We start from the raw sequence: 13,218 nt of genomic DNA on the forward strand, positions 1-13,218 counted from the left end.
TGTAAACGGCGGATTCAAATAAAAAACAGCCTTTCCTGAAGAAGGCTGTTTTTCTTTTTATTTATCTTTAACCCGTTTAATGTCGATGTCCTTTAAGAGCTCCATGACAACATGTCCGCCCATAATCAGACCGGCCACTGACGGAACCCAGGCGTTGGAAGACGGCGGCATTTGCGCTTTGCGGATTTTCGCTTCATCATTCCCGACTTCTTTTCTGACGTCTTCACGGATGACGATCGGGCTTTCATCAGAAAAAATGACCTGTACGCCTTTTTTAATGCCCTCTTTGCGAAGCCTTGTGCGGACGACTTTGGCAATCGGATCGGTATGGGTTTTTGAAATATCAGCAATCTGAAAGCGTGTCGGGTCTGTTTTATTCGCTGCTCCCATGCTTGAAATCAGCGGAACATTCCGTTTCAGACATTCTTTCATCAGATGAATTTTATAATGAATCGTATCCGACGCGTCAATGACGTAATCAAGCGGATACTCAAAGAACTGCTCATATGTCTCTTCAGTATAAAACATTTTTAAGGCGACGACGTCACAATCCGGATTAATATCCGCGATCCGCTCTTTCATCAAGTCTGTTTTCGGCTGTCCCACCGTCGACAAGAGCGCATGCAGCTGGCGGTTTACGTTTGTAATGTCAACATCATCTTTATCGACGAGAACGATCCGCCCCACTCCGGACCTCGCCAATGCTTCGGCTGCGAATGAACCGACTCCGCCGACGCCGAGAACGGCCACCGTGCTGTTTTTTAACGTGTCCAGCCCTTCTTTTCCAATCGCTAGCTCATTTCTGGAAAACTGATGTAACAAGAACCTCACTCCACATTCTGGTTTTATAAACTCGGCTTGTCAAAAAGCCGCTGGTTTTAGCGCACAAAAAATAAAGTCCCAATTGTGCCGTTGCAGCTTTCCTTCGTTTTGAACCCGCTCTCAGCAGGTGGGTGCCCTTTTTTAAATCTTGTAAGTCCTCTTAACGAATGAAAAGAGGCATGTACGCCATTTAAAAATGCGGGCTCCCAAATCAAAAAAATGTTCGGTCAAAACTAGGTGTACAACTAACACATCAGGACTTTATTTAACTTGTCAAAATCATATCACAGCAGATTTTGATTTTCAAGAAACAAACTGCTGATCTTTACTGTTTCACTTTTCTTTTGACAGAAAGGTGAAGTTCTTCAAGCTGGGCGTCGCTCACTTCGCCGGGCGCTTCCGTAAGAAGGCAGCTTGCGCTTGCCGTTTTCGGGAAAGCAATCGTATCTCTTAAGTTTGTGCGGCCTGCAAGAAGCATAACCAACCGGTCTAAGCCGAGCGCGATTCCGCCGTGCGGAGGGGCGCCGTATTCAAAGGCTTCAAGCAGGTATCCGAACTCCTCCTCCGCTTCTTCTTTTGTAAAGCCGAGAAGCCCGAACATTTTTTCCTGAACGTCTTTTTCAAAAATACGGATTGAGCCTCCGCCGAGTTCATAGCCGTTTAAGACAAGGTCGTAAGCCTGCGCTTTCATATCTTCAGGCGCCGTTTCAATCAGGTCAAGATCTTCACGGACAGGCATTGTAAACGGGTGGTGAGCCGCATAGAAACGGCCTTCTTCCTCGTCATGCTCCAGTAACGGCCAGTCCACAACCCACAGGAAGTTGAAGAGGCTTTCGTCAATCAGGCCGCGTTCTTTGCCGAGCTTTAAGCGAAGCGCGCCGAGGGATTGAGCCACAACCTCAAACTTATCAGCCCCGAACAGGAGCAGATCGCCTTCAGAAGCATCAAGCGCTTCAGCCAGTTTTGCCTGCTTCTCTTCATCAAAGAATTTCGCAATCGGGCCTTTTACGCCGTCAGCTTCAACTTTCACCCAAGCGAGACCTTTCGCGCCGTAATTTCCGGCAAAAACGCCGAGCGCATCGATATCTTTTCTGGAATAGTCGCCGGCAGCGCCTTTGACATTGATCGCTTTTACAACGCCGCCGTTTGCCACGGCTGATGAGAACACCTTAAATTCAGTATCTTTCACTATGTCTGACACGTCCGTCAGCAGCATGTCGAAGCGGGTGTCAGGCTTGTCGGAACCGTAGCTGTTCATCGCTTCTTCATATGTCATTCGCGGAAGCGGAAGCGGTACTTCAACACCTTTTGTTTCAAGCATGACTTTCGCCATCATCTCTTCCGCCAGAGCCATGATGTCCTCTTGACTCATAAAGGACATTTCGATATCAATCTGCGTAAATTCCGGCTGGCGGTCGGCACGCAAGTCTTCATCGCGGAAGCAGCGGGCCACTTGATAATACCGTTCAAAGCCCGACACCATCAGAAGCTGTTTAAAAATCTGCGGCGATTGCGGAAGGGCGTAAAATTCTCCTTCATGCACCCGGCTCGGCACTAAGTAATCACGGGCGCCTTCGGGAGAGCTTTTTGTTAAAATCGGTGTTTCAATATCAAGAAATCCGTTTTCATCCAAGAAATGGCGGATGGATTTTGTGACTTGGTGGCGCATTTGCAATGTTTGAAACATCGCCGGGCGGCGCAAATCCAAATAGCGGTGTTTTAACCGGACGTCTTCAGAAACGTCAGCCGCCTGGTCACTGATCGGAAACGGAGGCGTTTTCGCCGTACTGAGCACCGTCACCGCTTCAGCTTTGATTTCAATTTTACCGGTTTTCAGGTTGGGATTCACCGTGCCTTCTTCACGGGCAGAAACCGTGCCTTCGATATCAAGCACATATTCGTTTCTGATTGCTTCCGCTGCGGCAAGGGCTTCCTTCGATACGTCAGGGTTGAACACAACTTGCACAATACCCGAGCGGTCGCGCAAATCAATGAAAATCAAGCCGCCGAGATCGCGCCGCTTCTGCACCCACCCTTTCAGTTTGACGGTTTCGCCAATCGCTTTTTCAGTTATCTCGCCACAATAATATGTTCTTCCAAACATAGCGTTCCTCTCCTTCACTGCTTTTGATCTGCCTTTAACACTTGTATCAGCTCGTCTAACACCACTTCACGCTGCTCTCCTGTTTCCGCATCTTTTACATTGATTTTATTTTGGGCAAGCTCATCTTCCCCTAAAATCGCAATAAAACGTGCGCCGAGACGGTCAGCCGTTTTAAATTGGCCCTTCATCTTTTTATTTTCATAATCGATTTCACTTGAGATGCCCGCTTCTCTCAGTTTGTACACGAGGGAAACGGAATAATCCTTCGCTTTTTCTCCGAGCGTCACGATGTAGCAGTCAATCCCCTGATTGACGGGAAGCTCTGTTTTCTCAGCGTCAATGGCTGCCAGCAGACGTTCGATGCTCATCGCAAATCCGATACCCGGCGCTTCAGGTCCGCCGATCTGTTCAACAAGCCCGTCATAACGGCCCCCGCCGGCAAGGGTTGTAATCGCTCCGAATCCTTCGGCATTGCTCATAATTTCAAAAGCGGTATGGTTATAATAATCAAGCCCTCTGACAAGATTCGGATCTATTTCGAACGGGATGCCGAGATCGTTTAAGTATTGTTTTACTTTCTCAAAATAAGCGGCTGATTCTTCATTTAAGTAATCAAGAATGGACGGAGCCGTTTTCATCAGTTCATGCTCTCTGTCTTTCTTGCAGTCAAGAATTCTGAGCGGGTTTGTGTGCAGACGCGACTGGCAGTCTGAGCAAAATTCTCCGATGCGCGGTTCAAAATGTTTGACGAGCGCTTCCCGGTAGGATTTGCGGCTCTCCTGGTCACCAAGGCTGTTCAGCACAAGCTTGACATGTTTCAAACCGGCTTTACGGTAAATACTCATCGCAAGCGCAATGACTTCTGCATCCACGGCCGGATCTTTGGAGCCGATCGCTTCAATTCCGAATTGATAGAATTGGCGGAAACGCCCCGTCTGCGGACGTTCGTAACGGAACATCGGTCCGACATAATAAAGCTTCGTCGGCTGCACCGGGTTCGCAAATAATTTATTTTCATTGAACGCGCGGACTGCGGCGGCTGTTCCTTCCGGCCGAAGCGTCAGGCTTCTCCCTTTACGGTCTTCAAACGTGTACATTTCTTTCTGCACGATATCTGTAGACTCACCGACGCCTCTTGCGAACAATTCCGTATGCTCGAAAATCGGCGTGCGGATTTCTTTATATTGATAAGTGCGGCACGTCTCCCTCATAATTTGTTCGACGAACTGCCATCTGTCTGATTCACCCGGCAGTATGTCCTGTGTGCCTCTTGGAATGTGATATGCCATGTTACAGGCCTCCTTAATGTCTTTCTTCAAATAAAAAAACTCCCGCTCCTACTATACATGTATAGTAGGGACGAGAGTTATACCCGTGGTGCCACCCTAGTTGGAATGCCGAAGCATCCCCGCTCTGACCTTTAACGCAGGTTCACGTCCGCTGCCTAATGACTTGCAAAAGCGTTCAGCAGGGAACCTCCGGAGTGTTGTTTCGAGAAAGATGCAGTGCGGATCCGCTTTCAGCCCGGGACGGTTCCTCTCTTCTCCATGCATTCTGACCTACTCTTCTCCATTATCGGTTCAAAATCGTTATCATGACTTATGTACATCAATTTCTATTATAATAATGGGATTGCACTCCCCTGTCAAGTTTTATTCCGTCTGTTTTTCCTTGCGACCGCTTCTTTCGATAAGAGACCGAACTCCGTCGCCGTCTCTTCAAGAAAACCCGCCTTTTCTCTATCGCTCTGATCACTGAAGTGCAGATTTCCTTCCGCATCGTGCAGCGCGCGTCCCATTTTTGGTTGATATTTCATGATTTGCACACCTTTTCGCTGTATTTATGACTAGTATAAACAAACCATTTTATTTTTATTTAACATTCAGCAAGGAAAATACGATATTATACAAGAATGTATTTTAGTTAGTTCAGAAAGGAGGACAGCCATGAAGAAGAGAACTCTTGCTCTTATTTTATGCGGCGTCATCATCACAGCGCTTCTTCCGTCATTCCACACCGCAATCGCCGCAGAGGGAGAAGCGGTCATCGCGACAGACAAGATCAATGTCAGAGGCGGTCCCGGCCTGAGCTATGGAATTAAGGCTGAAGTAAAAAAAGGGGAAAGATACCCGATCGCTAAAGAAGAGGGAGACTGGGTGCAGCTTCAGCTGAGCCCCGGTAAAACCGGATGGGTCGTTTCCTGGCTGATATCAAAAACAGCCGGGGGAGCAGACAATTCATCCGCAACAAGCGGAACAGTCACTTCCACCGATCCTGACCTCCGCATCAGAAAAGGCCCGGGGACATCATATGAAGTCATCGGCAAACTTCCGCAAGGCGCACATGCATCTGTGCTGGACAAGAACAGCGGATGGGTGAACATTTCTTATCAAGGCACAACCGGATGGGTTTCTTCCGAATACGTCACCGCGGACAGCGGCGGATCGGATACGAAAGCAACTTCGGCCCGAAGCGGGTCAAAAAACGGAACGGTCGGCGTTTCTTCATTGAATGTCAGAAGTGCAGCATCACATGATTCAGCGATTATGACTAAATTATCACGCGGAACAAAGGTTTCCATTTTAAGTGAAGACCACGGCTGGCTGAAAATTGAAGCAAACGGGCAAAAAGGCTGGGCAGCAAGCCACTACATCATAAAGGATTCTGACTCATCGGGCAGCGCATCCGGCTCGGGAGACGGTTCTGCGGGCTCAGGCTCCTCGAAAAAAGCGTATATTGTGTACGGCGGCACCAACTTAAGGAGCTCGGCCTCGACTTCCGCTTCTATCGTAAAAAGAGCAGATAAAGGCGCAGCCTACCCGATTGTCGGCTCAAGCGGCAAATGGTATGAAGTCCGGCTTGAAAACGGACAAACCGCATATGTGGCAAACTGGGTCGTACAAACGTCAAAAAGCGGGGAGGAAACAGGAGAAGCACCTTCTCCCGACACGTCGGGCGGCAGCGGCTCACTTAAAAACAAAACGATCGTCGTTGATCCCGGACACGGAGGAAAAGACAGCGGAACGATCGGCTACTCCGGAAAGTTTGAAAAAAACGTAACGATTAAAACCGCTAAGCTGCTGGCCCAAAAATTGCGGGCATCCGGTGCAAACGTGTATATCACCAGACAGGATGATACTTTTATCAGCCTGCAGGCCAGGGTTTCAACCTCTCATTACCGGAATGCGGATGCCTTTATCAGCATTCACTATGACAGCTATGCCGATACGTCAACGCGGGGAAGCACGGCTTATTATTACAGTCCGTCTAAGGATCGCCAGCTTGCCTCAGACGTCCATTCTGAAGTACTGAAGCGTTCCCCTATCCCGGATCGCGGCGTTCTGTTTGGCGATTATTACGTCCTGAGGGAAAATAAACGGCCTGCCATGCTGTATGAGCTCGGCTATCTCAGTCAACCGCAAGAAGAAACAATCATACATAGCGGCTCTTATCAGGAAAAAGTGACAGACGGAATTGAAAGCGGATTGGAACATTATTTTCAATCATAAAAAAAGCTGCCGAACGGCAGCTTTTTTTATTGTTTAGAATCCATAATCAATGTAATCGGCCCGGAATTCGTCAGCTGAACATCCATCATGGCTCCGAATATTCCTGTTTCCACTTTGACTCCTTTTTCCCGAAGGAGTTCGTTCCACTTTTCATAAAGGAGCACAGCCTGATCCGGTTTAGCCGCATTCATAAAATTCGGGCGTCTCCCTTTCTTCGTTTCGCCGTAAAGCGTAAACTGGGAAACGGATAAAATCTCCCCGCCCGTATCCAAAAGCGATAAATTCATCTTGCCGCTTTCATCATCAAAAATCCGAAGATTCACGATTTTATCCGCCAAGTAAGCGGCATCTTCTTCTGTATCTTCATGAGTGATGCCGACAAGCGCCATAATGCCGGGTCCGATCCGGCCGGCGACAGCGCCGTCAACCGTCACACTTGCTTCTGTTACACGCTGAACAACTAATTTCATAGCAAGCTCCTTTTAGTTCATTACCCGCCGGACTGAATAGATGTCTCTGATCTGCTTAATCCGCTCGACCACTTTATGCAGATGGTTGATGTTTTGAATAAAAATCGCCATATGAATCGTAGCGACTTTATTGCGGTCGGATTTGCCGGAGACAGAGGAGATGTTGGTTTTCGTCTCATTTACGGCTTGGAGCACCTCATTTAAAAGCCCGAGACGGTCATACCCCAAAATCTCAATCTCAACGTTATATTCTTTGCGTCTTTGAACCTGTGATTCATGCTCCCATTCAACGGGGATCAGACGTTCCTGCGCTTCATTCGTTTTGACGTTCGGACAGTCATCCCGGTGAACGGATACACCGCGGCCTTTTGTAATAAAACCGACAATATGGTCGCCCGGCACCGGGTTGCAGCATTTCGACAAGCGGACGAGAAGGTTGTCAATGCCTTTTACGCGCACACCCGCTTCCCGTTTTCTCCCTTGCGGATAATGTTTCGGCTCGGAAGTGACTTCCTGAACGATTTTTTCCTGCTCTTCCTGGTCACGCAGCTTCCGTTCTTTTTCGGTGAGCCTGTTGGCCACCTGAAGAGCGGTAATGCCGTTATACCCGACCGCCGCGTACATATCCTCTTCATTTGAGAAATTGAACTTGTCGGCAACTTTTTGAAGATTTTCGAGTGTTAAAACATCTTTCACTTCAAAATCAAGATTTTTAATTTCTTTCTCGACAAGCTCACGGCCTTTTTCGACGTTTTCTTCACGGCGCTGTTTCTTAAAGAATTGGCGGATTTTGTGTTTCGCCTGGGACGTCTGCGCCAGTTTGACCCAGTCTTGGCTCGGGCCGTATGAATGCTTGGACGTCAGAATCTCGACGATGTCGCCCGTCCGGAGCTTATGGTCAAGCGTCACCATTTTTCCGTTCACTTTCGCCCCGATTGTTTTGTTGCCGATCTCCGAGTGTATCCTGTAGGAAAAATCAATCGGCACAGAGCCTGACGGCAGTTCAATGACATCGCCTTTTGGCGTAAATACGTATACCATGTCAGAAAACAGATCGATTTTCAGCGATTCCATAAATTCTTCCGCATCGGTAGACTCGTTTTGGAATTCCAGAATTTCACGGAACCAGGACAGTTTTTTCTCAAATGTCGCTTCTTCGTTTGCAGCCTTGCCTTCTTTATATGCCCAGTGTGCGGCCACCCCGTATTCAGCGATCTCATGCATCTCAAACGTTCTGATCTGCACTTCCAGCGGATCGCCTTTAGGCCCGATTACGGTCGTATGCAGAGACTGATACATATTCGGCTTAGGCATCGCAATATAATCTTTGAATCTGCCCGGCATCGGCTTCCAGCACGTATGAATAATGCCGAGTACGGCGTAGCAGTCTTTAATGCTTCCGACAAGAATACGGACGGCGAGCAGATCATATATTTCATTGAACTGTTTATTTTGCAGCGCCATCTTGCGGTAAATGCTGTAGATGTGCTTCGGACGTCCTGAAAAGTCCGCTTTGATATTCACTTCTTCGACCCGTTTTTTCACTTCATTGACAACCTCTTCGACATAAAGTTCGCGTTCCGCGCGCTTTTTCTTCATGAGGTTGACGATTCTGTAATACTGCTGAGGATTCAAATAACGGAGAGCGGTGTCTTCAAGCTCCCATTTGATTTTAGAAATCCCGAGCCGATGGGCCAGCGGAGCGAAAATCTCCAGCGTCTCATTTGAAATTCTCCGCTGCTTTTCCTGCGGAAGATGCTTTAACGTCCGCATATTGTGAAGGCGATCCGCCAGCTTGATCAATATGACTCTGATATCCTGAGCCATAGCGACAAACATTTTTCGATGGTTTTCCGCCTGCTGCTCCTCTTGAGATTTATACTTAATTTTACCGAGCTTCGTCACGCCGTCGACAAGCATCGCCACTTCTTCAGAAAATGCTTCCTTCAGGTCGTCGAGGGTGACATCCGTGTCCTCTACCACGTCATGCAGAAATCCGCCCGCAATTGTGGAAGGGTCCATTTCCAGATCGACGAGAATCCCCGCCACCTGAATCGGATGAATGATGTACGGCTCACCTGATTTGCGGTACTGTTCGCGATGCGCGTTTTGCGCATACAGGTAAGCTTTCTCAACAAACGCAATCTGCTCCTCCGGCAGATAAGTGCGCGCTTTATCTATTACTTGCTCGGCAGTCAATACTTGTTCGTTCGCCATGGAATCACCTTTTTTAAATGTAAACTGTATTAGTTTATTATCAAGAAAAAAACGAGAGATGTAAAGGGCAGAAGTTCAAAACACCTAAAGAATCTGTCAGGATGATGAAATAATAGGAAAAAAGCACCCTGACACGAGTGCTTTTTTCCATATGCGGTTAATATTTCATTAATGTTAAAATATCGTAATCGTCAAGCTTGTCTCTGCCGTCAAGGTAAGAAAGCTCGATTAAGAACGCAATACCGGCTACGACGCCGCCCAGTTCTTCGACTAGCTTAATCGTTGCTTCGATCGTGCCGCCTGTTGCAAGCAAGTCATCAGTAATCAGCACGCGCTGTCCCGGCAGAATCGCATCTTTATGAATCGTCAGTACGTCTTTTCCGTACTCCAAACCGTAATCGACTTTAATGACCTCACGCGGAAGTTTTCCTTCTTTCCGAACCGGCGCAAAGCCGACTCCGAGAGCGTATGCAACCGGACAGCCGATAATAAAGCCGCGCGCTTCAGGCCCGACAACTAAATCAATTTCTTTTTCTTTTGCATATTCAACAATTTGGTCAGTAGCGTAACGGTATACGTCGCCTTTGTCCATCAATGTCGTAATATCTTTAAATTGTACGCCTTCTTTCGGGTAATCGGGCACAATTGTTACGTATTTTTTAAGATCCATCTGTTCTATGTCCTCCTCGTACTTTCATAAGCTTCTGAACCTTGGTTCATCAGCTTATTCAGCCATTCCTTCAGCTCATGGGCTGCGGAATAATTGAGCTTCTGGTCTAATTCCATCAGCTGCTGTTTTACCTGATAGGTTTGCGAATCTGCCAGGTCGCGTTTTTTCGCGCCGCTCACGACAGACAGCACACCATCTTCTATTTTAACAAAACCGAGATCAAAAAACACCTTTGTCATGAAATTGATTGTGTCAATTGACCATCCTCTGTGTCTCGCAAGCTCTGAACCATGCTTGCCGAAGTCAAAAGCGCCCCTTTTTAAGAGAAATGCGTAAAACCACTTGAAATCATTCCGCGATGGAAATGAGGACAGGAAATGTTCTTCATGATTGATAAAAACAAAATAAATCCGTTCCGGCTTCTTTCCGTCAAGCAAATGCTGCAGGCGATCCGCTGACGGCGGCACATCCAGAAAAACGGCATATTTTCCGTCAAGCTGGAGAGCTTCCGCCTCGGATTCCGATGTGATCCCGGCCAGCTCGCCCGACAGCTCTTTTGCACGGAGCTTCTGAGCGGTTTTTTCGTTAAAGCTGATGAGCACCCGTTTTTCCTTCGGCAGCGAGGTGACCGTGTCTTCCCACGTCCGCTTGCCCCTGATATCAAAAAGCTGCCATTCCGGCACCGCAGCATCTTTAATCATCAGCTGGGGTTTCTTTCTGTTGTTCCATTCATTAATGGACATCTCGCCGACAATGGAAATCGTTGATCCGGGGACAACTCCGGCTTCAAGCTCCCCTTTGTTAAAGCCGACGCAGTCAAGGACGGCGGAATCACTTTTCACCGTCATTTTCACGTGATTTTTATTCGCTCCGATCAGGCGCACATCATCAAGCACGGCATTTTTCACCATCACATGCGGTTTAGGGTTAAGCATGCCGAACGGCGACAGCATATTCAATTCTGTAATGCTTTCAACGGTTATGTCTTCAACGCCGCAGACAAGATCAACCTCCTGAACGGGAATAAAATCCTCTTCCGTAAGGGTTTCTTCAGCCATTTGATTCAGCCTGTCCCTTAATTCCGCCACATCTTCAGCCTTCAACGTCATTCCTGCCGCCATCGGATGCCCGCCGAAATGAGGAAGAATGTCTCTGCACTGTGAAAGGCTCGTAAAAAGGTTGAAGCCTCTGATGCTTCGCGCCGACCCTTTAGCGATGCCCTGCTCCTCATCTATCCCAAGCACAACAGCGGGCCGGTAAAAACGTTCAGCCAGCTTCGATGCGACAATACCGACGACTCCCGGATTCCAGCCGGCTTTTGCCACTACAATGGCAGACGGGTTTCCGCCTTGCTGCTGAACCATTTCAACAGCCTCTTCGGTCATGGTTTTCACCATTTTCTGCCGCTCTTTATTCAGCAGGTCAATATCCGAAGCCAGTTCCTCCGCTTCAAACTGATCTTCGGTCATCAGCAGATGCACGGCGGGATCGGCCTGTTCTATTCTTCCGACGGCATTGAGCCTCGGCGCGACCTGAAATCCGATCGTTTCCTCATCAGCTTGTCCGATATCTCCGCCGGAAAGCTTAATCAGAGCTTTGAGGCCCGGCCGATTTGTCGTTCGAAGCCTTTCGATCCCAAGTGACGCAATTAATCTGTTTTCATCATGAAGAGGCACCAGATCTGCAACCGTACCGATTGCCGCCAAGTCCAGCATAGCTTCCGGCAAAGAACCCGTAAGCGCATGGGCAAGCTTAAACGCCACACCGACGCCGGCCAATTCTTTAAACGGATAGCCGCAGCCCGGCTGCTTCGGGTGGATGATCGCAAATACGTCAGGAAGCTCGGGTCCCGGCTCATGGTGGTCGGTAATAATGACGTCTAAGCCCAGCTCTTTTGCGACTTCAGCTTCATGGACGGCGGCGATTCCCGTATCCACTGTAATGATCAGCGAAAATCCCCGCTCTTTTATGGAACGGAAAGCTTGTTCATTCGGGCCGTAGCCTTCTGTGAAACGGTCGGGAATATAAAAGTCAACGTCCGCCGACAGCTGTCTGAGTGCCGTCAGCATCACTGACGTGCTTGTAACGCCGTCTGCATCGTAATCTCCGTAAATCATAATCGGTTCCCCTTGAGAAACCGCCAGTTTTATCCGATCAACTGCTTCCCGCATTCCCTTTAATTCATACGGGTCATAAAAGTCTGCATCCTTTGTATGTAAAAACAGCCTTGCGCTTTCGGCAGTATCAAAACCTCTTTTTACAAGCAGTGATGCCACAAGAGGTGTTATGTCCAATTGTTCTGTGAGTGATTTGACTTTTTCCTGATCCGGCTGCTGGATTTCCCAGCGCATTTTTGACGCTAACATAAATTCACCCCTCAACCACCCTATTATACTAGAGCGGACTGAGGGGTTTCAAATGTTATTCTGATCCTTTTTTCTCTTCAAGCATTTCTTCCGGCGGCGCGGCTGTTTTTTGGCCGTCCGAATCAGCCGTCAATTCACCTGCGGATCTGTTTTCTTTCCGCAGCATTTTAATTTCGCGCTTCAGCTTCATCACTTGAAATATGCCGGCCGAAAACACGATCAGCGCTCCCATTAACACAGAACCTAAAATGACTAAAATCAGCGGCCATTCAGCGGTTCCGAACAGATAATCAACCTCAACCGCCCGCACGTTAATGACAGCAAAAATGGCGACAATCAGAGTAAATAGTAATGCGAATATAATAGTCCATTGTTTATTCATGCGTCTGCCCCCAATCGTTCACTCTTATCTTTTCCCCCATTTTCCCGGGAGTAAACCCCGGTCTCAGGAAATCCGGGCCGTTAACTGCTCGCGGACCAGCTTTTTCAGTCCGCTTCTTTCTCCCGATATGACGAGGGTGTCCCCTTCTTCAATTACGGTATCAATGCCGGGGCTCAGCTGTTTTTGCCGATTTTTCTTTACGATCGCAATAATCTGGACGTTGTAATGTTTCTTGATCTCCAAATCTCCGATTGTACGGCTGACAGCCGGTGCATGAGATTCGGCTTTAAACCACTCAATGACGAGGCCATCAAGCGCGACTTCCACAGATTCCAGCGCTTTCGGCTTATACGTCATCCCGCCTAAAATAGCGGAAATCTGCCTCGCCTCTTCGTCGTTAAATTCAACGCATGCCAAGCATTCGTCATGATCATTCTCATCGAAGTAATAGAGCTCTTTTCTGCCGTCATCATGAAGAATAATACTGATTTTATCGTGATTTTTCGTAATGACTTCTACTTTCTGGCCGATGCCCGGAAGCTCCGACTCACGAACGTTCATAAGAACCCTCCTACATGTTTTTACAATGATGATTGATTATGTAAGCGTATGTCATTATAGCAAATGCAGGTTTTAAGTTCAATGCGGCCTGAAAAAACAGGCTGCCTTCTGCAAGAC

At 48.0% G+C, this 13,218-nt stretch carries 11 protein-coding genes, 1 other RNA gene and 1 other annotated feature; of the genes, 1 reads left to right on the top strand and 11 read right to left on the bottom strand.

The window, feature by feature from the left end; translation table 11 throughout:
- Positions 1-57: 57 nt before the first annotated feature.
- The 5 genes from GNE05_RS13825 to GNE05_RS13845 form a co-directional block, all read right to left on the bottom strand.
- Complete coding sequence (locus GNE05_RS13825) at positions 58-822, bottom strand: tRNA threonylcarbamoyladenosine dehydratase (protein WP_022552891.1); 765 nt, start codon at positions 820-822, stop codon at positions 58-60.
- Between the two features lie 71 nt (positions 823-893).
- A non-coding RNA gene (ssrS, locus tag GNE05_RS13830) (6S RNA) lies at positions 894-1,085 on the bottom strand.
- Between the two features lie 62 nt (positions 1,086-1,147).
- Positions 1,148-2,926 (bottom strand): aspartate--tRNA ligase, encoded by a 1,779-nt coding sequence (aspS, locus tag GNE05_RS13835; RefSeq protein ID WP_032866630.1) that lies wholly within the window; start codon positions 2,924-2,926, stop codon positions 1,148-1,150.
- 14 nt (positions 2,927-2,940) lie between these two features.
- Entirely contained in the window at positions 2,941-4,215 is a 1,275-nt protein-coding gene (gene hisS, locus GNE05_RS13840) for a histidine--tRNA ligase (protein ID WP_007612829.1), read from the bottom strand.
- Positions 4,216-4,278: 63 nt separating this feature from the next.
- Positions 4,279-4,511, bottom strand: a binding site (T-box leader).
- Positions 4,512-4,571: 60 nt separating this feature from the next.
- A complete protein-coding gene (locus GNE05_RS13845; protein WP_003152722.1) occupies positions 4,572-4,742 on the bottom strand; it encodes a YrzK family protein in 171 nt (56 codons plus the stop codon).
- A 130-nt stretch (positions 4,743-4,872) separates the two neighbouring features.
- On the opposite strand from GNE05_RS13845, the gene GNE05_RS13850 reads away from it, so the two are divergent.
- Positions 4,873-6,435 (top strand): N-acetylmuramoyl-L-alanine amidase family protein, encoded by a 1,563-nt coding sequence (locus GNE05_RS13850; protein WP_014418526.1) that lies wholly within the window; start codon positions 4,873-4,875, stop codon positions 6,433-6,435.
- A gap of 26 nt (positions 6,436-6,461) precedes the next feature.
- Here GNE05_RS13850 and dtd read toward each other — a convergent pair whose 3' ends face one another.
- The 6 genes from dtd to GNE05_RS13880 all read right to left on the bottom strand — a co-directional run bounded on the left by dtd (position 6,462) and on the right by GNE05_RS13880 (position 13,101).
- The gene (dtd, locus tag GNE05_RS13855) at positions 6,462-6,905 is read right to left on the bottom strand and encodes a D-aminoacyl-tRNA deacylase (RefSeq protein WP_007408194.1); all 444 of its coding nucleotides are present in this window, start codon (positions 6,903-6,905) and stop codon (positions 6,462-6,464) included.
- Between the two features lie 12 nt (positions 6,906-6,917).
- The gene (gene relA / locus GNE05_RS13860; protein WP_003152716.1) at positions 6,918-9,122 is read right to left on the bottom strand and encodes a GTP diphosphokinase; all 2,205 of its coding nucleotides are present in this window, start codon (positions 9,120-9,122) and stop codon (positions 6,918-6,920) included.
- Positions 9,123-9,279: 157 nt separating this feature from the next.
- Positions 9,280-9,792: an adenine phosphoribosyltransferase gene (locus tag GNE05_RS13865; RefSeq protein WP_003152714.1), complete on the bottom strand. Its 513-nt coding sequence runs from the start codon at positions 9,790-9,792 to the stop codon at positions 9,280-9,282.
- Positions 9,793-9,797: 5 nt separating this feature from the next.
- Positions 9,798-12,158, bottom strand: coding sequence for a single-stranded-DNA-specific exonuclease RecJ (gene recJ, locus GNE05_RS13870; RefSeq protein WP_021494382.1), 2,361 nt, complete (start codon positions 12,156-12,158; stop codon positions 9,798-9,800).
- Positions 12,159-12,213: 55 nt separating this feature from the next.
- A complete protein-coding gene (locus GNE05_RS13875) occupies positions 12,214-12,540 on the bottom strand; it encodes a LapA family protein (RefSeq protein WP_014418528.1) in 327 nt (108 codons plus the stop codon).
- Between the two features lie 63 nt (positions 12,541-12,603).
- Positions 12,604-13,101 carry a cation:proton antiporter regulatory subunit gene (locus tag GNE05_RS13880; protein ID WP_014418529.1) on the bottom strand — a complete coding sequence of 166 codons (498 nt, stop codon included), beginning with the start codon at positions 13,099-13,101 and terminating at the stop codon, positions 12,604-12,606.
- Positions 13,102-13,218: the final 117 nt, after the last annotated feature.

The organism is Bacillus sp. AM1(2019) (assembly GCF_009906915.1).
In the GTDB taxonomy this organism is placed as follows: Bacteria; Bacillota; Bacilli; order Bacillales; family Bacillaceae; genus Bacillus; species Bacillus velezensis.

Bases quoted from the DNA above. Each gene is read 5' to 3' on its own strand.
- GNE05_RS13865 (WP_003152714.1), bottom strand. From the start codon at position 9,792: ATGGATCTTAAAAAATACGTAACAATTGTGCCCGATTACCCGAAAGAA.
- recJ (WP_021494382.1), bottom strand. From the start codon at position 12,158: ATGTTAGCGTCAAAAATGCGCTGGGAAATCCAGCAGCCGGATCAGGAA.
- GNE05_RS13845 (WP_003152722.1), bottom strand. From the start codon at position 4,742: ATGAAATATCAACCAAAAATGGGACGCGCGCTGCACGATGCGGAAGGA.
- relA (WP_003152716.1), bottom strand. From the start codon at position 9,122: ATGGCGAACGAACAAGTATTGACTGCCGAGCAAGTAATAGATAAAGCG.
- aspS (WP_032866630.1), bottom strand. From the start codon at position 2,926: ATGTTTGGAAGAACATATTATTGTGGCGAGATAACTGAAAAAGCGATT.
- GNE05_RS13850 (WP_014418526.1), top strand. From the start codon at position 4,873: ATGAAGAAGAGAACTCTTGCTCTTATTTTATGCGGCGTCATCATCACA.
- GNE05_RS13880 (WP_014418529.1), bottom strand. From the start codon at position 13,101: ATGAACGTTCGTGAGTCGGAGCTTCCGGGCATCGGCCAGAAAGTAGAA.
- dtd (WP_007408194.1), bottom strand. From the start codon at position 6,905: ATGAAATTAGTTGTTCAGCGTGTAACAGAAGCAAGTGTGACGGTTGAC.
- hisS (WP_007612829.1), bottom strand. From the start codon at position 4,215: ATGGCATATCACATTCCAAGAGGCACACAGGACATACTGCCGGGTGAA.
- GNE05_RS13875 (WP_014418528.1), bottom strand. From the start codon at position 12,540: ATGAATAAACAATGGACTATTATATTCGCATTACTATTTACTCTGATT.